A 23,529-nucleotide genomic window follows, 5' to 3' on the forward strand; every position below is an offset into this window, starting at 1 on the left:
CCCTCCACTTTCGCAACGGTGTTGCCAAAGTGCAAGCGCCGGGGACAATGGTGGGCGTGAACAGGAGCAACGGCGCAGGAGCGGGGACCGGCGGCGGCATGCGGGGCGCGGCGGGCGGCGCCAACCTGCGCGCCCTGCGCAGCCACAACACCGCCCTGGTGCTCGACCTGCTGCGCACCGCCGGCGGCGAGGGCATCAGCCGGCTGGAACTCGCCGAGCGCACCGGCCTCACCCCGCAGGCGGTCAGCAAGATCACCGCCCGGCTCCGGGGCGAGGGCCTGGCCGCCGAGGCCGGACGCCGCGCGTCCACCGGCGGCAAGCCGCGCACGGTACTGCGCCTGGTGCCCGGGGCGGGCCACGCCCTCGGCGTCCACCTGGACCGCGACGAGCTGCGGGCGGTGCTGGTCGACCTCGACGGCACGGTGGTGGCGGAACGGCGCTCACCCCTGGACCTGGGCGCGGGGGCGGAGACCGTACTGGAGGAGGTGGCACGGGCGGCGGAGGAGCTCGCGACGGAGGGGCTGGGCGGGCCCCCCGGCGCGGACGGCCCGCGGCCTCCCACCGCGAAGGGACAGGCACCTGCCGCAGGGGAGGACGTGCGGTCACCGGGCGGGGGCGGGGGCGGGGCGCGAGCGGACGCTGTGGACGGTCGTGGTTCGTGGGCGGGGGCCGGTTCGCGGGCTTCGGCCTCGGAGGGGCTGGAGCCGCCGGTGCCGGGGGAGCGGTTCCCGGTGGGGTCGGAGCATGCCGCAGGGGAGGACGTGCGGTCACCGGGCGGGGGCGGGGCGCGAGCGGGTGTGGACGGTCGTGGATCGTGGGCCGGCGACGGTTCGCGGGCTTCCGTTCCGGAGGGGCTGGAGCCGCCAGTCACCGGGGAGCGGCTGCCGGTGGGGCCGGCACCTGCCGCCGGGGAGGGCGTGAGGTCGCCCGGCGGTGTTCTCGCCGCCGCTCCCACCCTGCTCGGGCTCGGTGTCGCGCTGCCCGGGCCGCTGGACCACGTCCGCGGTGTGCTGCACCGGGTCACCGGCTTCCCGGGATGGGACGGCTACCCGCTGCGGGACGCGCTGGAGCGGCGGCTGGGCGTGCCGGTCGTCGTCGACAAGGACACCAACGCGGCGGCCCTCGGCCTCGCGGTCGGCGGAGCGGGCGGCCGGGCGGGTGACGCGGGCGCCGTGGGCGCCGTGGGCGGGTCCTTCGCGTACCTGCACCTCGGTACCGGACTCGGCGCCGGTCTCGTCTTCGGCGGCGGTGTGCACCGGGGTGCCAGGACCGGCGCCGGGGAGTTCGGCCACCAGGTAGTCCAGCTCGACGGGCCGCCCTGCACCTGCGGCGCCCGGGGCTGCATCGAGGCCCTGTGCCTGGCCGCCGTCGCCCGCGGGGACCTCGCGGAGGCGGCGAGGGTGCTCGGCACGGGTGCCGCGAACCTCGCCGGGCTGCTCGACATCGACCTGGTGCTGCTGGGCGGCCGCACCGTCGCCGCCGCGCCCGAGGCCTTCGTCCACGGCGTCCGCGCGGTCCTCGAGGCCCGCGCCCGCCGCGAGGGCGGCCACGACGGCCCCGTACCGGTACGCCTCGCACCGGCCGGGACCCGCGGCGTGGCGGAGGGCGCGGCCCAACTCCTCCTCGCCCCGCTGTTCGGCCGGGGCGAGGGCGGCTGACCGGGCGCCGGTGGGTTCCCGGCGCGTCACCCGCGTCTGCGAACATCCCTGCGTGGACTATCCGAACGACCAGGCCCCGGGCGCCCCCGTCCGCTCCGGGATTCCCGAGCACGGGCGTGTGCCGAAGTACTACGCCGTCAAGGCGCGGATCGACCGGCTCGTCGGTGAGCTGGGGGAGGGGAGCGCCATCCCCACCGAGCGGGACCTGTCCGAGCGCTACGAGGTCGCCCGCGAGACCGTGCGGCAGGCCCTGCGGGAACTCGTGCTGGAGGGCAAGCTGCGCCGGCAGGGGCGCGGCACCGTGGTCGCGGGGCCGAAGCTGGCCCAGCCGCTGTCCCTCGCCAGCTACACCGAGGGCGTCCGGCGCCAGGGGCGCACCCCCGGCCGTGCGCTCGTCACCCTCGACCGCTTCCCGTGTCCCGACGCGCTCGCCGCCGAGACCGGCCTCACGCGCGGGGAGCCCGTCTGGCACCTGGAGCGCGTGCTGCTCGCCGACGACGAGCGGGTCGGGCTGGAGAGCACCTACGTCGCCGTGGCCCGCATCCCCGACCTGGACACCGCCTTCGACCCGGACTCGTCCTTCTACGCCCACCTCGCCGAGCAGGGCATCGCCTTCGGGGACGCCGACGAACGCATCGAGACCGTGCTCGCCACCCCGCGCGAGGCCCTTCTCATCGGTACCCCGCCGGCCCTCCCGATGCTGCTCATCCACCGCGTCTCCCGGGACACCGGGGGCCGCCCGCTGGAGCGGGTGCGCACGCTCTACCGGGGCGACCGCTTCTCCTTCACGGCCCGTCTGCACGGCTGAGGACGGCGGCTGAGGGCGGCGGCAGAGGGCGACTGAGGGCGGCCGGGGGCGGCTGGGAAACGCCCTCGCCTTCCGCCCGGAGTCGTAACGAAAAGATAACGGGTCTAGCCCAAACGTGATGACCAGTTCACGCTCTCGTTGTCAGCCGGATTCCTCCGGTTCCCCGATGCCAAGGAGCGTGGCGGTCGTGAGAGTGATAGTCGTCGGAGCCGGCGTGGTGGGCACCATGCACGCCTGGCACGCAGTGAAGCGCGGCCACGAGGTCGTACAGATCGAGCGCGAGACCGAGGCGCGCGGCGCCTCGCTGCGCAATTTCGGCCAGATCTGGGTCAGTGGCCGCGCGGGCGGTGAGGAGCTGGAAACCGCGCTGCGGGCCCGGGAGCTGTGGGAGGAGATCGGCGGCCGGATACCGGCCCTCGGCTTCCGCCCGAACGGCTCCCTGACCCCCTTGCGGGGCGACCTGGAGCTGGCCGTCGCCGAGGCGGCCGTCGCCCGCCCGGACGCCGCCGCCCGCGGGCACAAGCTGCTCACCGCCGGTGAGGCCCGCGCCCTGAACCCGGCCCTGCGCGGCGCGTTCGACGCCGCGCTGCACTGCGAGCGGGACGCGGCGGTCGAACCGCGCACCGCCCAGCTCGCCCTGCGCGCCGAGCTGCTGAAGTCCCCGCGCTACACCTTCCTGCCCGGCCGCGAGGTCCGCGACGTCGTCGGCGAGCACGGCGTCCGCGACGACCACGGCGACACGCACACCGGCGACGTCGTCGTCCTGTGCACCGGCGCCTGGCTCGGCGGCCTCGTGCGCGAACTGGCCGGCCCCGAGCTGCCCGTGCGCCGGGTGCGGCTCCAGATGATGCAGACCGACCCGCTCGGTGAACCGCTCACCACCTCGGTCGCCGACGCCGACAGCTTCCGCTACTACCCCGCGTACGGCTCGCCCGCCCTGGACGAGCTGAACGCCCGGCAGCCGCAGCCGGCCACCGCCGCCGAGCACCGGATGCAGCTGCTGATGGTCCAGCGCGCCGACGGCGGTCTGACCATCGGCGACACCCACGAGTACGAGCACCCCTTCGCCTTCGACACCGTCGAGGACCCCTACGAGCACCTCACCGGCGTCGTCGAGTCCCTCCTGGGCCGCCCGCTGCCGCGCGTCCGCCGCCGCTGGGCCGGGGTGTACGCGCAGTGCACCGACAAGAGCCGCGTCGTGCACCGGCAGCGGGTGCGCGACGGCGTGTGGCTGGTCACCGGGCCCGGCGGGCGCGGCATGACCTGCTCACCCGCGATAGCCGAGACCACCGCGAACGAACTGGGCTGGTGAACTGATGACCACGACCTCCCCCGACCACCGCATCCGCCTGGTCGTCCTCGACATGGCCGGCACCACCGTCGCCGACGGCGGCCTCGTCGAGCGCGCCTTCGACACCGCCGCCCGCGAACTCGGCGTCGAGCCCGGCACCGCCGACCACGCCGACAAGCTCGCCTACGTCCGCGCCACCATGGGCGAGTCCAAGATCTCCGTCTTCCGGCACCTGTTCGGCGACGAGGACCGCGCCCAGCGGGCCAACACCGCCTTCGAGAAGGCGTACGGCGAACTCGTCGACGGCGGCCTGATCGCCCCCGTCCCCGGCGCCCGCGAGGCCGTCGAGGAACTGGCCGCCGACGGCCGCACCGTCGTCCTCACCACCGGCTTCGCCCGCGTCACCCAGGACGCCATCCTCGACGCGCTCGGCTGGCGCGACCTGGTGCCGCTCACCCTGTGCCCCGCCGACGCGGGCGGGCGCGGACGGCCGTACCCGGACATGGTGCTGGCGGCCTTCCTGCGCACCGGCGCCGCCGACGACGTACGCCAGGTCGCCGTCGTCGGCGACACCTCGTACGACGTGCTCAGCGGCGTACGGGCCGGTGCGGGCCTGGTCGCCGGAGTGCGCACCGGGGCCCACGGCGACGACGCCTTCCGCGAGGCGGGCGCCGCCCACGTGCTGGACTCCGTCGCCGGCCTGCCCGCCCTCCTACGGGGAGCAGCCGGCTGATGAGCACCACAAGCAGCGGCATCCGCTTCGACTCGGTCACCGTCGCCTACGACGGCAACGTCGTCCTGGACGCTCTCGACCTCACCGTCGGACCGGGCGAGGTCATGGCGCTGCTCGGGCCGTCCGGATCCGGCAAGACCACCGCGCTGCGGGCGGTCGCCGGGTTCGTACGGCCCGCCTCCGGGCGGGTGTTCCTCGGCGACCGCGACGTCACCGGACTGCCCCCGCACCGGCGCGGTATCGGCATGGTCGTCCAGCAGTACGCCCTGTTCCCGCACATGCGGGTGGCGGACAACGTCGCCTTCGGACTGAAGGCCCGCAAGGTGGCCAAGGCCGAGATCCGGGACCGGGTGTCCGAGGCGCTGGAGATGACCGGCATGGGCGCCTACGCCCGCCGCCACCCCCGGGAGCTGTCCGGCGGCCAGCAGCAGCGCGTCGCCATCGCCCGCGCGCTCGCCATCCGGCCGGACGTCCTGCTCCTCGACGAGCCGCTGTCCGCCCTCGACGCCCAGCTCCGCTCCGGCATGCTCGCCGAACTGGCCCGCCTGCACCGCGAACTGCCCGACGTGTCGATCCTCTACGTCACCCACGACCAGGTCGAGGCGCTCACCCTCGCCGACCGGATCGCCGTGATGGACCGGGCCCGCCTCCAGGCCTGCGGCACCCCGCGCGAGCTGTACCGGGCACCGGCCAACGCGTTCACGGCGTCCTTCGTCGGCAACGCCAACCTGCTGCCGGTGACCGTCCGCGCCGGGGGAGTGTCCTTCGGGGACGCGGAGATCACGGTGGACACGGGGGGTGTCGCGCGGGGCGCGTCGGCCACCTTGTGCGTACGCCCGCACCTCGTCGGGCTCGGCGACGGCCCCAACCGGATCACCGGCACGGTGCGGGAGATCCAGTGGCGGGGCGCCACCCACCGCCTCTACGTCGAGGTGGACGGTCACCGCGTCATGGCCGACCTGCGCGAGCTCAAGGCCCCGCCGGCGCACGGGGAGCCGGTGAGCCTGCACTTCGCCCCCGAGGACGCGGTCCTGCTGCCCGCGGGGGTGAGCGCCGGTGAGGACTAGAACGGCATACCTGTGGGCCCTGCCGCCCGTGGCCCTGCTCGCCCTCTTCTTCCTGTACCCCCTCGCCCTCGTCGTCCAGCAGTCCCTCCAGCCCGACACCGGCGGCACCTCGCTCCAGCCCTACGCGGACGTCTTCGCGTCGACCGCCTTCCGCGAGGCGCTGTGGACCACCGTGTGGCTGGCGGTGGCGGCCACCGTCGGCTGCCTGGTGCTCGGCTTCGTCCTCGCGCTGGTCATCGCCTTCGTGCCGTTCCCCGGGGCGAAGGCGGTGGCCCGCTTCATCGACGTCTTCCTGTCCTTCCCGTCCTTCCTGATCACGCTCGCCCTGCTGTTCGTCTACGGCACCGTCGGCATGGCCAACGGCGCCTGGACCGACGTGACGGGCGCGGCCGAGGGGCCGTTCCAGTTCCTCACCACGCCCTGGGGCGTGCTCCTCGCGGAGATCACGTACTTCACGCCGTTCGTGATGCGCCCGCTGCTCGCCGCCTTCTCGCAGCTCGACACCGGGCAGCTGGAGGCCGCCAGTTCGCTGGGCGCCCGCGCGCCGCGCATCGTCCGGCAGGTCGTCCTCCCCGAGGCGCTGCCCGCCCTCGCGGCCGGCGGCAGCCTGGTCCTGGTGCTCTGCCTGAACGAGTTCGGCATCGTCCTGTTCACCGGTGCCAAGGGCGTCACGACCCTGCCGACCCTCGTCTACGGCAAGGCCATCCTGGAGTCCGACTACCCGGGCGCCTGCGTGGTCGCCGTCGTCAACGTCCTGATCTCCGTGGGCCTCTACGGCCTCTACCGGGTGGTGAGCCGCCGTGCTGGTGCATAGCCGGGCGGCGAGGTGGGCCGTGTGGGCCCTCTTCCTCGTCCTCTTCCTGCCCCTGTTCGCCCTTCCGCTCCTCGTGGTCCTCGGCGCCTCCTTCGCCACGAACTGGTCCAGCGTCCTGCCCTCCGGCTTCACCACCGCCCACTACGAGGCGGCCACCCGCGGCGAGGCCCTGGAGGCGCTCACCACCAGCCTGGTCACCGCCACCACCGCGAGCCTGCTCGCCCTCGCGGCCGGCACCTGGGCCGCCCTCGCCGCCGCGGCGCTGAGGCAGCGGTACCGCAAGGCGCTCGACGCCCTGTTCGTCCTGCCCCTCGCCGTGCCCTCGGTCGTCGTGGGCCTCGCCACCCTGGTCGCCTTCTCCCAGCCGCCGATGCTGCTCAACGGCACCCGCTGGATCGTGATCATCGCGCACTCCGTCCTGGTCACCGCCTTCGCCCACCAGTCCGTGTCCGCCGCCCTCGCCCGCCTCGACCCGGCCTACGAGCAGGCCGCCGCGTCCCTGGGCGCCGCACCGGCGTACGTCCTGTGGCGGGTGAAGCTGCCCCTGCTGCTGCCGTCCCTGACCGCCGCCGCCGGACTCTGCTTCGCCCTGTCCATGGGCGAGCTGAGCGCCACGATGATGCTCTACCCGCCCGACTGGACCCCGCTGCCCGTCCTGATCTACGCGGCCACCGACCGCGGCGCCCTGTTCACCGGCTCCGCCGTCGCCGTGGTCCTCATGACCGCCACCCTGCTGGTGCTGCTCGCCGTCTCCCGGATCCGCACCAGAGCCTCCTACCGCTGAACCAGCCCCGCCCCGACCCGCAAGGAGTCCACCTCGCCATGCCCAGGAACGCCCTCAAGCCGCTCGCCGCCCTCGCCGCCGCCACCGCCCTCGCCGCCCCGCTGACCGCCTGCTCCGGCACCTCCGCCGCCTCCGACGAGAACGTCGTCACCGTCTACAGCGCCGACGGCCTCAAGGGCGAGAACGGCGACGGCTGGTACGACCAGGTGTTCAAGGACTTCGAGAAGGAGACCGGCATCAAGGTCGAGTACGTCGAAGGCGGCTCCGGCGAGATGGTGCAACGCACCGTCCGCGAGAAGCGCAACCCGCAGGCCGACGTCCTCGTCACCCTCCCGCCCTTCATCCAGCAGGCCGACACCAAGGGCCTGCTCCAGAAGTACGCCCCGAAGGGCGCCGACCGGGTCAGCGGCGCCGACAAGGCCGCGAACGGCACCTGGACCGCCGTCGTCAACAACTACTTCGGCTTCGTCCACAACACCAAGGAGCTGAAGCAGGCCCCCGCCACCTGGGAGGACCTGCTCGACCCGAAGTACAAGAACAAGCTCCAGTACTCCACCCCCGGCGTCGCCGGCGACGGCACCGCCGTCCTCATCAAGGCCATGCACGACTTCGGCGGCGAGCAGCCCGCCATGGAGTACCTGGAGAAGCTCCAGGCCAACAACGTCGGCCCGTCCGCCTCCACCGGCAAGCTCGCCCCCAAGGTCGACAAGGGCGAACTGCTCGTCGCCAACGGCGACGTGCAGATGAACTACGCCCAGTCCCAGTCCATGCCGAACCTCGGCATCTGGTTCCCGGCCCGCGAGGGCGGCAAGCCCACCACCTTCGCCCTGCCGTACGCCGCCGGCCTGGTCACCGACGCCCCGCACAGCGAGAACGGCAAGAGGCTCCTCGACTACCTGCTGGGGCAGAAGGCGCAGGCCCAGGTCAGCAAGATCGGCGGCGGCTTCGCGGCCCGCCAGGACGTCAAGGCCACCGACGCCAACGCCATCGCCCTCACCAAGCTGATGGACGGCGTGGAGGTCTTCGAGTCCGACTGGAACGACATCGAGAAGAACCTCACCTCCTACATCGACGCCTGGAAGGAGGCGACGGGCAGCTGAGCCCCGGGCCCGTGGGCGCTGCCGGGACGACCGGTGGACGAGACGGCCGTTCCCTCAAGATCCTGCGCTGTCTAGGCTGGAGCGCACGCAGGACCGCGCAGGCAGGAGACCCGCACATGGCAGACCGCAAGCCCATCGAGTCGTGGCTCACCGACATGGACGGCGTCCTCATCCACGAGGGGGTGCCGATCCCCGGCGCCGACGCCTTCATCAAGAGGCTCCGCGAGTCCGGCAAGCCCTTCCTGGTCCTCACCAACAACTCGATCTACACCCCGCGCGACCTGCACGCCCGGCTGCGCCGCATGGGCCTGGAGGTGCCGATCGAGTCCATCTGGACCTCGGCGCTGGCCACCGCCCAGTTCCTGGAGGACCAGCGGCCCGGCGGTTCGGCGTACGTCATCGGCGAGGCCGGGCTGACCACGGCCCTGCACGACATCGGCTACATCCTCACCGACCACGACCCCGACTACGTGGTCCTCGGCGAGACCCGCACCTACTCCTTCGAGGCCATGACGAAGGCGGTGCGCCTGATCAACGCGGGCGCCCGCTTCATCTGCACCAACCCCGACGAGACCGGCCCCTCCACCGAGGGGCCGCTCCCGGCGACCGGCGCGGTGGCCGCCCTGATCACCAAGGCGACCGGCAAGCAGCCGTACTTCGCCGGCAAGCCCAACCCGCTGATGATGCGCACCGGCCTCAACGCGATCGGCGCGCACTCCGAGACCAGCGCGATGATCGGCGACCGCATGGACACCGACGTGCTGGCCGGCATCGAGGCCGGGATGCAGACCTTCCTCGTCCTCACCGGCCTCACCCGGCCCGAGCAGGTCGAGGACTTCCCCTACCGCCCCTCCCAGGTGGTCGACTCCATCGCGGACCTCGTCGAACGGGTCTGAAACGCGGACCCTCCCCGCGTGACCCGAACGGCGTAGCCCGGCCCCGCGCGGGATGCGGGGGCGGGGTGCGCGGGGCAGCCTCCAGGTAACTGGAGGTACACGATGGGCTCACTGAAAGTCACTCTCTGTGCCGGGGCCGCGCTGGCCGCCGCGCTGTGCGCACCGGCGGCCCACGCCTACGCGGCGGACGGCGGCGGCGTCTCCGTGGCACCGTCCTCGCCCGCCCCGGGCACCGACGTCACGCTCCGCGTGCCCGACTGCACCGAGAAGACGGCCGTGGCCGTGTCCGCGGCCTTCGAGTCGGACGTACGGCTCGGCCTGGCCGCGGGTGACGGCGTCCTCGTCGGCTCCACCCGGGTCCGCACCAGCGTGCAGGCCGGTGCCTACGCCGTACAGGTCACCTGCGGCGACCACGCCCGCAAGGGCACCATCACCGTCGAGGACAACCGGCGCCCGGACGCCCGGCCCACCGCGCCCGCCTCGCCCGTCGCCCCGGTCGACGCGGGCGGCGGCGGCACCGCCGGGCTGGCCGCCGCCGGCGGCGGGGAGCAGGCCCGCTCCGCGCCCCCCGGCACGGCGCACACCGTGACCGGCCTGGTGCTCGCGGGCATCGCCGCCGTCGCCGTGGCGCTGCGCAGCGCCCGCAGCCGGAGCCGCGGGACGGACTGACCATGTCCGAACAGGACCCACGCGACCCGGCACCCCGCACCGCGCCCGGCACCGCACCGACCGCCCTTCCCGGCGGCCGCCTGGTGACCGGCATCGCCTGGGCGGTGCTGCTCCTCGGGCTGTGGCTGTGGGGCCGCGAGGCCACCGACGTGCGCGAGGGCATATCCCGGCCCGCCACCGGCGACATGGCGGCGGCCGGCCGGCCCCCCGACATCCCCCTGCCCCCGGCCCACGCACCGCTCGGCGCGGCCCCGCCCCAGCGGCTCGACGTCCCCGGACTCGGCATCGACGCCCCCGTCGTGGCCCGCGGCCTCGACGGCAAGGGCGCCATCGAACCACCGCCCTTCGACCAGCCCGGCGCCGTCGGCTGGTACGCGGTCGGCGTCACCCCCGGAGCGGCCGGCACCGCCCTGATGGTCGGCCACGTCGACACCGAGACCCGGCCCGCCGTCTTCTACGAACTGAGCACCCTGGAACCCGGCGAGACGATCCGGGTGGTCCGCGACGACGCCGAGGTCGCCGAGTTCACCGTCGACGACGTCCAGGTCCTCACCCGCGACGGCTTCGACGCCCAGCAGGCCTACGGGCCCCGCGAGACGGAACGCGCCGAACTCCGCCTCATCACCTGCGGCGGCACCTTCGACCACACGACCGACACCTACACGGCCAACGTCGTCGTCTCCGCCTACCTGACCGGAACCGCCTCCTAGCACAGACCCCGGGCCCCCACCCGGGAACCGCATGGGCCCAGGCGGCGTATGTCAGGATTGAGCCTCGGAACAGTGCACCCAGGGGGGTTGGATGTACGGCAGCAAGCCGGCCGGAAACATGTCCAGGAGGCGGGCTGCGTCGACCGCGGCGCTGGGGGCGGCGGCGCTGCTGCTCGCGGGCTGCTCCTCGTCCGGCGACGGCGGGGACGACAAGGGCGCCGGCGCCGGGATCACGCAACAGCCCAAGGAGACCGACCCGTTCTGGGTCAACCCCGACGGCACCGCGGCCCGGCAGGTCGCGTCGCTGACCGAGTCGGGCAAGAAGGACCAGGCCGAACAGATCCGCAAGATCGCCCAGCAGCCGACCGGCGAGTGGATCAGCCCGGAGAACCCCGAGGAGCAGGCCCGCGGCTTCACCGAGGCCGCCGACGAGGCCGGCCGCACCGCGCTGCTCGTCCTCTACAACATCCCGCACCGCGACTGCGGCCAGTACTCGGGCGGCGGCGCCGCCGACGGCGACGCCTACCGCTCCTTCGTCGACGGCGTGGCCGAGGGCATCGGCGACCGTGCCGCCACCGTCGTCCTGGAACCGGACGCGGTGCTGCACCTCGTCGACGGCTGCACCCCGCAGGGGTTCCACGAGGAGCGCTACGACCTCCTCAAGGGCGCGATCGCCAAGCTCGGCGCCCTGAAGAACACCAAGGTCTACCTGGACGCGGGCAACGCCGGCTGGGGCCACCCCGACCAGATCTTCGACCCCCTGAAGCGGGCCGGCATCGACCAGGCCGACGGCTTCTCGGTCAACGTGTCGAACTTCTACACCACCGAGGACTCCCTCGCCTACGGCAAGCAGCTCTCCGCCAAGGTGGGCGGCAAGCCCTTCGTCATCGACACCAGCCGCAACGGCAACGGCCCCTACACCGAGGGCGCCCCCGACGAACGCTGGTGCAACCCCCCGGGCCGCGCCCTCGGTGAGACCCCGACGACGAAGACGGCCGACCCGCTGGTCGACGCCTACCTGTGGGTCAAGCGCCCCGGGGAGTCCGACGGCGAATGCAAGGGCGGCCCGAAGGCGGGGCAGTGGTACCCCGAGTACGCCCTGAAACTGGCGCAGGGATAGCCGCCCCGGGGGTGCGGGAGCGCTACGGAACCCGCACCCACTCCGCCTTCGAAGGCGGGGAGCGCTACGGAACCCGCACCCACTCCGCCTTGCTCGGCGTCCCCTCCCCGTCCGTCACGAACATCATGTACCACCCCGACTGCACCAGGTTCTTGCCCTCCGGCACCGTCACCGTCAGCTTGTCCCCGTCCGCCGTGAAGTCCAGCGCGATGGACCGCTGATCCACGTCCGTGACGTGGGTCGACGCGCTCGGCCGGATCAACCGCACCTTCTTGACCGTCGACGCCGCACGCGAGGTGAACGTCCCCGACTCGCCGCGCGCGATGGTCTGCGGGCCGCCGGACAGGTCCGGCCGCGAGTCCCGGTACAGGTACGGCGGCGTGTAGATCTCCACGCGCTGCTCGAACTTGCCCGGCTTGGTGTTGGCCTTGTCGGCGTAGAGCGAGTCCGAGCCGAAGAACATCAGCCGCCCGTCGGGCAGCAGGATGGACCCGGAGTGGTAGTTGCGTCCCACCAGCGGGTCGGCGACCTGCTCGAACTCGTTCGTGTCGGGGTGGTACAGCCGCGCCTGGAGGACGTTGGAGTCGCCGCGGCCCCGGTAGTCCTCAGAGCCGCCGGAGACCAGCACGCTGTCGTCGGGCAGGATCGAGGCCTGCGGATAGCGCGTGCCCTTCTCCAGTGACGGCCCGTCGACGAACTTCGGGTCGTCCGCCTTGAGATCGGCGATCCGGGTCTTCTCGCTGGACAGCTTGGACTCGCCGACCCCGCCGCCGCCGATCACCATGTACTTCTCGTCCTGCGCGGGCGGCAGCAGCACCGTGTTCGCCGTCTCCAGCATGTTCGCGTCGCTCATGCCGGGCACCTTGGTGAACTTGTTGGTCTCCACGTCCCAGATGCCCGGGGTGCGGCCCACGTCGTCGGGGCCGTACCCCGCGTTCGCGCCCGAGTAGAAGACCTTGCCGTTCTGCATCAGGAACAGCGCCGGGTACGTCGGGAACTGGCGGACCTTGTCGGTGTAGGTCCACTTCTTGGTCTCCGGGTCGTAGACCTCGTTCTTGCCCGGGACCAGCTGGCCGATGTCGTCGAGGCCGGAGACGCTGAGGATCTTGCCGTCGCCCAGGGTGGTGAGCGTCGGGTACCAGCGGGCCTCGTGCATCGGGTCGACCTTGATGTACTTCTCGGCGACCGGGTCGAACTCGAAGGCGTCCCGGATGCCCTGGAAGTCCTTCTTGTCGAGGGCGAGCTTCTGCGCGATGCCGTACGTGTTGCGGGCGTCGGCGCCGGACAGGCCCTGGACGCGGTAGTTGTCCTCGGTGCCCGTCTCGTACCTGCTGCCGCTCTTCTGCGCCTCGACGTAGATCCGGCCCAGGCCGGGGTCGTTGCGCAGGAACTCGCCGGTCGCCGGGTCGAAGACCTTCTCGGCGCGGGGCACCAGGACCGGGTCCTTGGAGACGAAGGTCTTGCCGTTCTCCTTGCCGGTGAACCTGGTGCCGGCCGGGAGGGTGATCGGCTTGTCCGGGTTCTCGTTGTGGACGACCATCAGGCCGCCGGCCTTGGTGACGTCGCCCTTGAGCTTCTCGTACCGCTTGGTGCCGCCCGCGATCAGCAGGTTGCCGTTGGCGAGCTGGGTGTGGCCGGTGCAGAACAGGTCGGTGGGCGTCGGCACCTTCTTGATGGTGCCCTTGACGGGGTCCCAGATCCGGGTGTCGTACTGCTTGTCGTCGGAGTTGTCCTGGTTGTTGCCGGACCCGGCGACCATCAGCACCTTGCCGGTGCGCAGCAGGGCCGCGTGGATGGTGTTCTGCCGGTACTTCTCGGGAAACTCGATGATCTCCCACTTGCCGTTGGCGGCCTTGTACTCCGGCTGGTTGATCTTGTACTGGTGGTATTTCTCGGTTCCGAAGCGGTAGAGCCACGGCCCGTTCATCCCGGCCAGCGCTACTACCACCGCCGTACCTATCGCGAAGCGACGGGCGCGGCGGCGGCCGGCACGGTCTTTCATTCCTTACGTCCCCCAAGTCCACCAAGGGCGATCTGCATGGTCTGGTCGTCGCCCCCGTCGGCGGAGGCGGCCCAGTTGGGCTTGTGCTGCGGTGCGTGCGCCGCGTGTCGTCCGTGCGGCTGCTGCTGCGGCTGCTGCGGCGGGACCCGCGGTTCGGGCTCCGCAGCCGCGACCGGCGGTCGCTTCTTCGCCTTCCTCAGCTCGTGGCGCCAGGCGAACATCGGCGACGCGGTGATCAGCAGCGCGAAGGTCGCCCAGATGATCATCGCGGGGTGCGAGTGGCCGTAGACGAAGCCCGCGGTGATCGAGCCGGCGAAGATCACGATGAAGTACCAGTGGTACCGGAACGTCCCGAACAGGGTGTCCGGGCTGGCCGAGTCGCCCTTCGGGGTCACCACGAACTTGCTCTTGCGGCGCAGCACGGAGTCGATGAGCGCCTTCGCGTACAGCGGCGCCGACAGCGCGGACATGACCATGCCGGCCACACCGCCGGAGCCCTCCGGCTCGTGCGGCGAGACGTTGTGGCGGCGGTTCCAGACGTACAGGCCGATCTGGAGCGCCGAGGCGTTGCCGTAGAGCATCAGCCAGACCGCCGGGTCGATGTTGACGCCGGAGGCGCCCAGGCCCAGGAACAGGCAGCAGCTCAGCGCCGCCAGGATCCAGTTGAGGGCCGACATCGGGTAAAAGATGATCATCATCGTGTAGTTGAAGAGCTTGCTCGGCGGCAGCGAGTACCAGCCCTTCCAGTACTGCTTGAGGATCGTCTCGTACGTCCCGCGCGACCAGCGCATCTGCTGGGTGAAGAAGTCCGTCCAGGCGTTGGGGCCCTCGCCGACCGCGAGCACGTCAGGCGTGTAGACCGAGCGCCACTTGCGGCCGGTGGCCGGGTTCTTGTGGCGGTGCATCTCGAAGCCGGTCGCCATGTCCTCGGTGATCGAGTCGTACAGGCCGCCGATCTGCTTGAGCGCCCTGATGCGCACCGCGTTGGAGGTGCCCACGAACATCGGTCCGCCGTAGCGGTTGCCGGCGCGCTGGATCAGCGCGTGGAAGAGGAACTGCTGCGACTCGGCGGCCTTGGTGATCGGGTTGTCGTAGTTGCCGTAGACCTGCGGGCCGATGACGAAGCCGACGTCGGGGTCGCGGAAGAAGCCGAGCATCCGCTCCAGGTAGTTGGGCAGCGGCACGTGGTCGGTGTCGACGGAGGCGAAGAAGTCGTAGTCGTCGCCGTGCGCCTCGAGCCAGGCGTTGTAGTTGCCGTGCTTCGTCTTGGCGCGGTGCGGGCCCTTCTTCCGGTTCCACTTCGCGACGCCCTTGCGGGAGAAGTGGTGCACGCCCAGGCGCGCGCACACCTCCTTCACCTCCGGGTCGTCGCCCTCGTCGAGGAGCCAGACGTGCATCAGACCGCGGTGGCGGATCTTCACGGCCGCCTCCAGGGTCTTCGTCACCATCTCCAGCGGCTCCTTGCCGGGCACGAAGGAGGTGAGGAAGGCGACCCTGGTGCCCGTCTCGGGCACCACCGGGACCGGGTCGCGGGCGACCAGGGTGGCGTGCGCGTTCGACAACACGTTCAGGCAGCGGAACAGCTCGATCAGGCCGATCGCCACGAGCATCACGATGTCGAGCGCGGGCAGCCAGTCGAAGGCCACGTAGTCGCGCTCGGTCCAGTGCTCCGGCTGGAGCAGCCAGACCAGCAGCACCACCGAGAGCAGCGGGGCGGCGGCCAGCATCAGGGCGACCCGGAGGCGGTGCGGCTCCTGCGAGATCAGTGAGCGGTACTGCACCCGGTAGGGCTTGTTCGGGTCGGGCTGGGTGAGGGGGCCCGCGAGGCGGCTGTAGTGCTCGTAGTCGTACTTCGGCAGCGTCTTCTGTATCCGGCGGAACGAACCGGTGTTCCAGTTCCGGTGCCCGGGCACCCTGAGCTGGGTGGTCTGGGACGGGTCGTGGTCTGGCCCGGCGCCCGTCGGCGTCGACGTCATGAGTCATTCCCCCCACACGCGGGTCATGCGTGTTTCGTCGCTTCCTTCGCCCGCACCGGTCCCCCTCGACCGTCACGGACGTATCAGTGGTGGGTCACAGTCACCACGGCATGCACACCTTATATAGACATGGAATGGTGACCCCCGGTTGCATGATGCCCCCCTCGGCATCCCCTCGGCATCCGGCCCCGGACCGGACCAGGGTTCTACGGCGTTCGTCATGATCGCAAGACGTCCCGGCACCGGATACGCCGAAGGCCCCCCGTGTGATACGGAGGGCCTTCGACCGTCGGTGCGCCGCCAGGGACTCGAACCCCGGACCCGCTGATTAAGAGTCAGCTGCTCTAACCAACTGAGCTAGCGGCGCCTGCTGACCTGCACAACTCTACCCGACGCCGGCCGGTGCTCCGGACCACCGCCCCGGCCCCCGCGGGGCCGCCGTCCCGGCCGGGTACATCATTCGGACCGTCAACATGCGCGTACCGGGGACAGTTGCGAAACTGACCGACATGGACCGAAGTGCACCGCCGCGGACCTGTCCACCGGGAGTGTGAGGGGAATCGCATGGAGACTCCCGTATTCGAGGAGATCGAGCCCGCGAGCGACTGCGACTGCGCCGGCTGCCGTCACTGGCGGCGCGTGCTGCCGCACTCCCCGGCGGGCCGCGCGCTCGCCCATCCGGCGGCGTACCGCACGCTGGTCGCGGCCACCGCCGCCGCTTCGGCCGGCGCCGTGTCCGCCCTCGGCGCGGGCCAGGCGGCGGCGCTCCCCGCGGCCGCCCACGCACCCCAGCGGCCGGGCGTTCCCGCGGCCGCGGCCGACGAGCCCGGCACCCCGCAGGGCCCCCGGGCTCCGCTGCACGGTGCGGCCGGCCGGCCCGCGGCGCCCCCGGCCGGTGCGCAACCGGCCGCGGTCACCCGTACGGAGATCATCGACCGGGCCAAGACCTGGGTGGCCGCGAAGGTCCCGTACAGCATGACCGCCTACTGGTCCGACGGTTACCGGCAGGACTGCTCGGGCTTCGTGTCGATGGCCTGGAAGCTGCCCGCCAACGAGTGGACCGGAAGCCTCGCCACCGTCGCCGACCGCATCACCAAGGAGGAGCTGGCGCCCGGCGACATCCTGCTCTTCCACAACGCGTCCGACCCCCAGGAGGGCTCCCACGTGGTGATCTTCGGCGGCTGGACGGACGGCACGCACACCGCCTACACGGCGTACGAGCAGACCCCGCCGCACACCCGCAGGCTCGACACGCCCTACGCCTACTGGAACAACTCCGCCAAGTACCTGCCGTACCGCTACAAGGGGGTCACGGCGGGCAAGGCGAGCACGGCCGGCGCCGGGGAGACGGTGCCCGAAGCCGCGGGCCCCGCCTCCCACGGGGTGGCCGGTTACCCCGGACGGGCGATGTTCGGACCGGGCGCGGACAACCCGTACGTCACCCGGCTGGGCAGGCAGCTGGTGCGCAAGGGGTTCGGCACGCACTACACGAAGGGGCCGGGTCCGCGCTGGGGCGAGGCGGACCGGCGGGGCGTCCAGGCCTTCCAGCGCGCCCAGGGCTGGCGCGGCGGAGCGGCCGACGGGCACCCGGGCCCGGAGACCTGGCGGCGGCTCTTCTCCTGACCGCACCCGGGGTGATCACCCGTTCATGACGCGTCTGGCGCGGAGGCTGGAGCACGCATGAGTACGACATCGTCGACGAACCCGGAGACCACGGCGACGGCACCGGAGGAGCCCGCGGCGGCCACCGGTCAGCGGTCCGCCCGGCTCATCCACAACGAGGCCACCACCGAGATCCCGGTCCATCTGCTGTTCCGCGACGACCCCGACCCGGCGCCGGTGGCGGTGCGGCCCGCGGTCGTCGCACGGCGCCAGGTGCCCGGGGAGCGGACGGGGGAGTGGCGGAGCACACGGCGCCCGGTCGCCGCGCGACCGCGGCCCGCGCCCCGCGTCGACCCGGAACTGACGGAACGTCCGGCCCGGGTGCTGCCCGGCGCCGCGGGCGTGGCCGCGGGTCTGTGCGGTGCCGCCGGGTGCGCGGCCACCTCCTGGTGGGCCGGTCTCGTGCCGCCGCTCGCGGCCCAGGCGCTGGGGCTGCCGGTGTCCGCGGGTGCCGGACTCGGCCCCGCGCAGTGGGCGGCGTACGCGGCGGCGGGGGCGGTGGGGATGTTCGGGTTCGGCGGGCTCGCCCGGGGCCGGACCGGACGGGCCTGGGTGCTCGGACTGTTCGGCCGCTACCGGGGGACGGTGCGGCGCACCGGCCTGATGTGGGTGAACCCGCTGCTGCTGCGCCGCCGGGTGGACGTGCGGCTGCGGCACTGGCGCAGCGAGCCGATGCCCGCGGCGGACGGCAACGGGGTCGCGCTCAGGGCGGTGACGCTGGTGGTGTGGCGGGTGCGGGACACCGCGAAGGCCACGCTGGGCGTCGAGGACCACGAGACGTATCTGCGCGAGTGCGTCGAGGCGGCGCTGGCCCGGGTTCCGGTGGAGCCGCTCGGCACGGTGCGCAGCTCGGCGGACGTGGCCGGCGACACGCTGACCCGGCTGGTGGCGGCGGACGCGGCGCCGGTCGGCCTGGAGGTGTTCTCGGTGCGGCCGGTCCGGGTGGAGTACGCCCCCGAGGTCGCGGCCGCGATGCACCGGCGCCGGATCGCCGCGCTGGACGCCGCGCAGCGGGCGAGCGTGCTCACCTCGGTCGTGGACTCGGTGGAGGACACGGTGACCCGGCTGACCATGCGCGGGCTGGTCGAACTGGACGACTACGAGCGCAAGGTGCTGGTGAAGGACCTCACCGTGGCGTTCTGCGCGGGGCGCGGGGACACGGGGGCGTGACCCGTACGGCGGCCCGGCGTGGGCGGGCAGCGCGTTCCGTCTTTGGTATGGACATGTTCAACGTACGGCAATAATCTGAACTTGGTCTAGACCTGCACGGCTCACTGAACTTCCCCTGAACTTCCCCACACGTCACAGGGAGCAGCAGTATGCGCACAAGGACCAAGTTGTACGCGGCCGCGCTGGGCATGGCGACCACCGGAGCCCTCGTGCTCTCGTCCGGCGGCGCCAGCGGTCACGGCTACACCGACCTGCCCGTCAGCCGGCAGAAGGTTTGCCAGAACGGCACGGTCGGCGGCTGCGGCGCCATCCAGTGGGAGCCGCAGAGCGTCGAGGGGCCCAAGGGCTTCCCGGCCTCCGGGCCGGCCGACGGAAAGATCTGTTCCGCGGGCCACGGGTCGTTCGCCGCGCTCGACAGCCCCAAGCAGCCGAACGGCCAGGCGTGGCCTACCACCAGGGTGAACGGCGGGCAGAGCTACACCTTCCGCTGGCAGTTCACCGCCCGGCACGCCACGACCGACTTCAAGTACTACGTCACCAAGCCGGGCTGGAACCAGAACCACAACCTAGCCCGGTCCGACCTCAACCTCACCCCGTTCTTCACGGTGCCCTACGGCGGCAAGCAGCCCCCGGCCACCCTCTCCCACAGCGGCACGCTGCCGTCCGGGCTGAGCGGGCACCACGTGATCCTCGCGGTGTGGACGGTCCACGACACGGGCAACGCGTTCTACGCGTGCTCGGACGTCACCTTCTGAACGGGGCCCTGCGAACGGACCCCCGAACGTGCGAAGGGCCCCCTCGCCGGAGCGAGGGGGCCCTTCCGCTGTGCGCCGCCAGGGACTCGAACCCCGGACCCGCTGATTAAGAGTCAGCTGCTCTAACCAACTGAGCTAGCGGCGCATGACTCCCGCCGTCCGCTTTCCGCGGTCGGCGACGACGAAAATACTACCCGGTCCCGGGCCGTGCTCGTGACCAGTCGCGGACCGGCCGTCGGGCGGACCCTAGATCGCCAGGGACAGGAGCACCGGTGCCGCGCTCCGGTTCAGCTCGTCCGCGGCCCGGCGCAGCCGGTGCGCGTGCTCGACCGGGAGCGACAGGGCCAGGCAGCCCACGGCGGAACCGGCGGTGATCGGGACGGCCGCGCAGACCGTGCCCACCGCGTACTCCTGGAGGTCGAGGACGGGCACGGTGGCCGGCTGCGACTCCAGCCGGGACAGCAGCAGCTTGTCGCTGGTGATCGTCCGCGAGGTCAGGCGGGCCATCCGGTGCCGGGCCAGGTGGTCGCGGCGGCCCGCGTGGTCCAGCTGGGTCAGCAGGGACTTGCCCACCGCGGTGGCGTGCGCCGAGACGCGGAAGTCCACCCACTCGTTCACCCGGGGCGCGGCCGGGCTGTCGGCGTACTGGGTGACGCTGACCTCGCCGTCGACGTACCGGCTGATGTAGACGGCGGCGCCCACCGAGTCGCGCAGCCGGTCCAGGGTGCGCTGGAGCTTCTCGCGCAGCGCCTGCTCGCGGCCGTGGGCCGAGCCGAGGCGGGTCAGTGCCTCCCCGGTGACGTACGCGCCGTCGGCGGTCTGCTCGACGTACGCCTCGCGGCGCAGCATGCGCAGGAGCGTGGTCAGGCGCTCCGGGTCGATGCCGCTCTCGCGGGCGATCTCGGTGTCGGTGACACCGGAGGTGTGCCGCGTCACCGTCTCCAGGACGCGCAGGGCGTCCTGGGCCGAGTGGTGCGGCGCGGTCGGCCTGTGCTGCAGCGCCACGGTGGTCTCCCCCTGCGCTCGCTGGTGCATCCCTGCGTTCACGATAGCCGCCAAGACGCCTCTCGTGAGGGGGTGTTGACCGGATTTCGGGGCCCCCATCTGCGGCGCAGGCCCACTGGCATATGCCGTCGGCCTGCCCCAACGTTCCGACCTCGGGCGTTGGGGCAGGCGCGTCGCGCAATTACAGGACCGCGCTCAGGAACTCCCGCGTCCGGTCGTGCTCCGGCTCGCTGAAGATCTTCTCCGGCGGGCCGGCCTCGATGACCCGGCCCGAGTCGAACATCAGGACCTGGTCCGAGATGTCCCGGGCGAAGTTCATCTCGTGGGTCACGCAGAGCATGGTGATGTCCGTGCTGCGGGCGATGTCCCGCAGCAGGTCCAGGACGCCCGCGACCAGCTCCGGGTCGAGCGCCGAGGTCACCTCGTCGAGCAACAGCACCTTCGGGCGCATCGCCAGCGCCCGGGCTATCGCCACCCGCTGCTGCTGGCCGCCGGAGAGCTGGGCGGGATGGGCGTCGCACTTGTCGGCCAGGCCCACCAGGTCCAGCAGGCCCTTGGCCCGCTCCACCGCCTCGTCCTTGGACATGCCGAGCACGGTGACCGGCGCCTCGGTGATGTTGCGCAGCACCGTCATGTTCGGGAACAGGTTGAACTGCTGGAAGACCATCCCGATCTGCTTGCGCACCTCGCGGCGCTGCTTCTCGGGGGCCGGGAACAGCTGCTGCCCGTCCACGGTGATCGTGCCCTCGTCGGGCTTGAGCAGCGTCATCAGCAGCCGCAGGATCGTCGTCTTGCCCGAACCGGACGGCCCGATCAGCGTGACGTGCTTGCCGGCGTCCACGGAGAAGTCCAGGTGGTCGAGGACGGTGTTGTCCCCGAACCGCTTGGTGACCTGCTCCAGGCGGATCAGCTCACCGCCGCTCTGCTCCGGGCTCTTCTCGGGGTTGGGGAGGATGTCAGTGGACAAGGCGTCGCTCCAGGGCTCGCAGGGCAAGGGAGGCCAGGTAGGAGATGATGATGAAGGCCACACCGATCACCGTCAGGGGCTCGGTGAACTGGAAGTTCTGCTGCGAGAACAGCCGGGCCTCGCCGAGCATCTCCAGCACCGTGATCGCCATCAGCAGCGGCGTGTCCTTGAGCATGGAGATCACGTAGTTGCCGAGGGCGGGCACCACCCGGCGGATCGCCTGCGGCAGGATGACCGCCGTCCAGGTCCGCCGCAGGGGCAGGTTCAGCGCCGTCGCGGCCTCCCACTGGCCGACCGGCACGCCCTCGATGCCGGCCCGGTAGACCTGCATCGTGTACGTCGAGTAGTGCAGGCCGATGGCGACCACACCGGTGGTGAGCGCCGAGAACGTGATGTTCCACTCGGGCAGCACGTAGAAGAGGAAGAACAGCTGCACCAGCAGCGGGGTGTTCCGGACGAACTCGGTGACCACCCCGACCGGCCAGGTCACCCAGCGGCTCGGCACCCGCATCAGCAGCGCCCACACCAGGCCGAGGCCGAAGGAGACCAGCGAGCCGAGGACCAGGATTTGCAGGGTGACCAGCAGGCCGTCCCAGAAGTGCGGCATGAAGTCGGAGACCGCGCTCCAGTCCCATTTCACGACACACCACTTCCCTCAGGCACCCGCACGGCCGCCGTCTTCTTCTTCGGCGCCTTGCCGACGCCCGCCTTGAGCTTCTTCTCCAGGCCGCGCATCACCCGCGTGAGCAGGAAGGCGATCACGAAGTAGATCAGCAGGATGTACGTGTAGATCTCCGCGCTCTCCTGGAGCGCCAGCCGCACCAGGTTGCCGCTGAAGGCCAGGTCGCCCATGCCCATGATCGAGACCAGGGCGGTGCCCTTGAGCAGCTCGATCAGCAGGTTGGAGAAGGGCGGGATCATCTCCGGCACCGCCTGCGGCAGCAGGATCAGCTTCATCCGCTGCCAGGGCGTGAAGCTGAGCGCGATGCCGCCCTCCTTCTGCGCCGGGTCGACCGCGGCCAGCGCGCCGCGCACGATCTCGGAGCCGTACGCCCCGTAGGTCAGGCCGAGCGCCAGCGTGCCCGCCCACATCGGCACCAGCTGCCAGCCGAACGCTGGCGGCAGCACGAAGAAGACCCAGAAGATCATCACCAGTGCCGAGGTCCCGCGGAACACCTCGGTGTAGAAGCCCGCGAGGAAGCGGACGATCCACAGCCGGTGGGTGCGCGCGATACCGGCCACGAAGGAGACGGCCGTCGCCAGCAACGCGCTGAAGAAGAGCAGCTGGATGGTGACCCAGACGCCCTGGAGTACGAGTTCCCACAGTCCCGAGGTCATCCGCCGCAGAGCTCCTTCGCGGTCAGATCCGTCATCTCTTCCTCGGTGAAACCGAAGGGCTTGAGGATCCGCAGCAGTTCGCCGCTCTTCTTGAGCTTCTGCAACTCGACGTTGAAGGCGTCCCGCAGGTTGGTCTCGTCCGGACGGAAGGCGAAGCCGCCGCCGTCGACGTGGGGCTTGCCGCCGACGAGCGGTGCGAAGGGCTCGGTCGCCTCCGCCTTGCTCGACTTCTTCACCACCTCGCGCACGGTCAGCGCCGTGCCCGCGAAGACGTCCACGCGCCCGGACTCGACGGCGTTGAGTCCGGCCACCTGGTCGGGGACGATCAGGATGTCGTCCTCCTTGTACCCGTGCTCCACCGCGTAGGCGATCTCGGCGTAGCCGGTGCCGGTCGCGAACTTGGCCTTCTTCTTGACGACGTCCCGGTAGTTGTGCAGCCCGAGCGGATTGCCCTTGCGCACGATGTACGCGTCGAGCATCTGGTAGTCGGGGTCGGAGAAGATGACCTGCTCGCAGCGGTCGGCGTTGATGTACATCCCGGCCGCCACGACGTCGAACTGCTGGGACGCCAGCCCCGGGATGAGGGAGCCGAACTCCGTCGGCACGGGCTGCACCCGGTCCACTCCGAGCCGCTTGAAGATGACCTTCGCCAGCTCCGGGGCCTCGCCGGTCAAGTCGCCGTTCTTGTCGATGTACCCGAAGGGGATCTCGCCGGCGATGCCGAGCCGGGCGACGCCCTGGGCCCTCAGCCGCCCGAGCAGGTCTCCCCCCTCGACGTCGGACGCGGTGGCCACCCGCGAGCAGCCGGCCGCCCCCAGTGCGCCGAGCGCCGCGACCCCCGCGAGCAGCGACCGGCGAGTGGGCCCGGCTGTCCTGGACCTTTGGTCGGATATACCCCTTGGTGGGGTTCTGTGTGGTGGAGCCATGGGCGCGCAGCTACCCGAAGGGGGGCAGGTTATGCCGATCTTTTTCAGTCCGATACATCGGCCCGGCGCCCTTGACCG

At 71.8% G+C, this 23,529-nt stretch carries 22 protein-coding genes and 2 tRNA genes; 15 read left to right on the forward strand and 9 right to left on the reverse strand.

Translation table 11 applies throughout. The annotated features are described in order from the left end of the window. The first annotated feature begins 476 nt into the window (after nt 1-476). From B9W62_RS40830 to B9W62_RS24375, 12 genes are all read left to right on the forward strand, one after another. A complete protein-coding gene (locus B9W62_RS40830) occupies nt 477-1,658 on the forward strand; it encodes an ROK family protein (RefSeq protein ID WP_373433744.1) in 1,182 nt (393 codons plus the stop codon). A 52-nt stretch (nt 1,659-1,710) separates the two neighbouring features. Next, nucleotides 1,711-2,466 carry a GntR family transcriptional regulator gene (locus tag B9W62_RS24325; protein WP_087812074.1) on the forward strand — a complete coding sequence of 252 codons (756 nt, stop codon included), beginning with the start codon at nt 1,711-1,713 and terminating at the stop codon, nt 2,464-2,466. 166 nt (nt 2,467-2,632) lie between these two features. Then, a complete protein-coding gene (locus B9W62_RS24330) occupies nt 2,633-3,778 on the forward strand; it encodes a TIGR03364 family FAD-dependent oxidoreductase (protein WP_179235641.1) in 1,146 nt (381 codons plus the stop codon). Between the two features lie 4 nt (nt 3,779-3,782). After that, nucleotides 3,783-4,490 (forward strand): phosphonatase-like hydrolase, encoded by a 708-nt coding sequence (locus B9W62_RS24335; protein WP_087809142.1) that lies wholly within the window; start codon nt 3,783-3,785, stop codon nt 4,488-4,490. Continuing rightward, entirely contained in the window at nt 4,490-5,557 is a 1,068-nt protein-coding gene (locus B9W62_RS24340; protein WP_087809143.1) for an ABC transporter ATP-binding protein, read from the forward strand. Before B9W62_RS24335 ends, B9W62_RS24340 begins: the two co-directional genes overlap by 1 nt. Continuing rightward, on the forward strand, nt 5,547-6,371 hold the full coding sequence (locus tag B9W62_RS24345) for a 2-aminoethylphosphonate ABC transporter permease subunit (protein WP_087809144.1): 825 nt from the start codon (nt 5,547-5,549) through the stop codon (nt 6,369-6,371). The genes B9W62_RS24340 and B9W62_RS24345 overlap by 11 nt, the downstream gene beginning before the upstream one ends. Next, nucleotides 6,358-7,155 (forward strand): ABC transporter permease, encoded by a 798-nt coding sequence (locus tag B9W62_RS24350; RefSeq protein ID WP_179235642.1) that lies wholly within the window; start codon nt 6,358-6,360, stop codon nt 7,153-7,155. The genes B9W62_RS24345 and B9W62_RS24350 overlap by 14 nt, the downstream gene beginning before the upstream one ends. 38 nt (nt 7,156-7,193) lie before the next feature. Beyond that, nucleotides 7,194-8,255, forward strand: a complete 1,062-nt coding sequence (locus B9W62_RS24355) for a 2-aminoethylphosphonate ABC transporter substrate-binding protein (protein WP_087809146.1) — start codon at nt 7,194-7,196, stop codon at nt 8,253-8,255. A 116-nt stretch (nt 8,256-8,371) separates the two neighbouring features. Then, a complete protein-coding gene (locus B9W62_RS24360; RefSeq protein WP_087809147.1) occupies nt 8,372-9,151 on the forward strand; it encodes an HAD-IIA family hydrolase in 780 nt (259 codons plus the stop codon). A gap of 102 nt (nt 9,152-9,253) precedes the next feature. Continuing rightward, nucleotides 9,254-9,820 (forward strand): hypothetical protein, encoded by a 567-nt coding sequence (locus B9W62_RS24365; RefSeq protein ID WP_087809148.1) that lies wholly within the window; start codon nt 9,254-9,256, stop codon nt 9,818-9,820. Between the two features lie 2 nt (nt 9,821-9,822). Beyond that, complete coding sequence (locus B9W62_RS24370; RefSeq protein ID WP_087809149.1) at nt 9,823-10,530, forward strand: class F sortase; 708 nt, start codon at nt 9,823-9,825, stop codon at nt 10,528-10,530. Between the two features lie 91 nt (nt 10,531-10,621). Then, entirely contained in the window at nt 10,622-11,650 is a 1,029-nt protein-coding gene (locus B9W62_RS24375; protein WP_179235643.1) for a glycoside hydrolase family 6 protein, read from the forward strand. Between the two features lie 64 nt (nt 11,651-11,714). Here B9W62_RS24375 and B9W62_RS24380 read toward each other — a convergent pair whose 3' ends face one another. From B9W62_RS24380 to B9W62_RS24390, 3 genes are all read right to left on the reverse strand, one after another. Beyond that, entirely contained in the window at nt 11,715-13,652 is a 1,938-nt protein-coding gene (locus tag B9W62_RS24380; RefSeq protein ID WP_087809150.1) for a radical copper oxidase GlxA, read from the reverse strand. Continuing rightward, nucleotides 13,649-15,628: a glycosyltransferase family 2 protein gene (locus B9W62_RS24385; RefSeq protein ID WP_087809151.1), complete on the reverse strand. Its 1,980-nt coding sequence runs from the start codon at nt 15,626-15,628 to the stop codon at nt 13,649-13,651. The genes B9W62_RS24380 and B9W62_RS24385 overlap by 4 nt, the downstream gene beginning before the upstream one ends. A 293-nt stretch (nt 15,629-15,921) precedes the next feature. After that, nucleotides 15,922-15,995 (reverse strand) — tRNA-Lys (locus B9W62_RS24390). Between the two features lie 197 nt (nt 15,996-16,192). Between B9W62_RS24390 and B9W62_RS24395 the strand changes: the two genes are divergently transcribed. The 3 genes from B9W62_RS24395 to B9W62_RS24405 all read left to right on the forward strand — a co-directional run bounded on the left by B9W62_RS24395 (nt 16,193) and on the right by B9W62_RS24405 (nt 19,215). Continuing rightward, nucleotides 16,193-17,251: a peptidoglycan-binding protein gene (locus B9W62_RS24395; protein ID WP_087809152.1), complete on the forward strand. Its 1,059-nt coding sequence runs from the start codon at nt 16,193-16,195 to the stop codon at nt 17,249-17,251. 57 nt (nt 17,252-17,308) lie between these two features. Further along, nucleotides 17,309-18,460, forward strand: coding sequence for an SPFH domain-containing protein (locus B9W62_RS24400; RefSeq protein WP_087809153.1), 1,152 nt, complete (start codon nt 17,309-17,311; stop codon nt 18,458-18,460). 149 nt (nt 18,461-18,609) lie between these two features. Continuing rightward, nucleotides 18,610-19,215 carry a lytic polysaccharide monooxygenase auxiliary activity family 9 protein gene (locus B9W62_RS24405; RefSeq protein WP_087809154.1) on the forward strand — a complete coding sequence of 202 codons (606 nt, stop codon included), beginning with the start codon at nt 18,610-18,612 and terminating at the stop codon, nt 19,213-19,215. Nucleotides 19,216-19,286: 71 nt separating this feature from the next. Here B9W62_RS24405 and B9W62_RS24410 read toward each other — a convergent pair. From B9W62_RS24410 to ehuB, 6 genes are all read right to left on the reverse strand, one after another. Continuing rightward, nucleotides 19,287-19,360 (reverse strand) — tRNA-Lys (locus B9W62_RS24410). Between the two features lie 101 nt (nt 19,361-19,461). Further along, on the reverse strand, nt 19,462-20,220 hold the full coding sequence (locus B9W62_RS24415) for an IclR family transcriptional regulator (protein WP_179235644.1): 759 nt from the start codon (nt 20,218-20,220) through the stop codon (nt 19,462-19,464). Between the two features lie 181 nt (nt 20,221-20,401). Then, complete coding sequence (gene ehuA, locus B9W62_RS24420; RefSeq protein ID WP_087809156.1) at nt 20,402-21,187, reverse strand: ectoine/hydroxyectoine ABC transporter ATP-binding protein EhuA; 786 nt, start codon at nt 21,185-21,187, stop codon at nt 20,402-20,404. Next, nucleotides 21,177-21,827 carry an ectoine/hydroxyectoine ABC transporter permease subunit EhuD gene (gene ehuD / locus B9W62_RS24425; RefSeq protein ID WP_087809157.1) on the reverse strand — a complete coding sequence of 217 codons (651 nt, stop codon included), beginning with the start codon at nt 21,825-21,827 and terminating at the stop codon, nt 21,177-21,179. The genes ehuA and ehuD overlap by 11 nt, the downstream gene beginning before the upstream one ends. Continuing rightward, nucleotides 21,824-22,525 (reverse strand): ectoine/hydroxyectoine ABC transporter permease subunit EhuC, encoded by a 702-nt coding sequence (gene ehuC / locus B9W62_RS24430; RefSeq protein ID WP_087809158.1) that lies wholly within the window; start codon nt 22,523-22,525, stop codon nt 21,824-21,826. Before ehuC ends, ehuD begins: the two co-directional genes overlap by 4 nt. Beyond that, nucleotides 22,522-23,451 carry an ectoine/hydroxyectoine ABC transporter substrate-binding protein EhuB gene (ehuB, locus tag B9W62_RS24435; RefSeq protein ID WP_087809159.1) on the reverse strand — a complete coding sequence of 310 codons (930 nt, stop codon included), beginning with the start codon at nt 23,449-23,451 and terminating at the stop codon, nt 22,522-22,524. Before ehuB ends, ehuC begins: the two co-directional genes overlap by 4 nt. Nucleotides 23,452-23,529: the final 78 nt, after the last annotated feature.

This window comes from Streptomyces sp. CS113 (genome assembly GCF_002188365.1).
Lineage (GTDB): Bacteria > Actinomycetota > Actinomycetes > Streptomycetales > Streptomycetaceae > Streptomyces > Streptomyces tendae.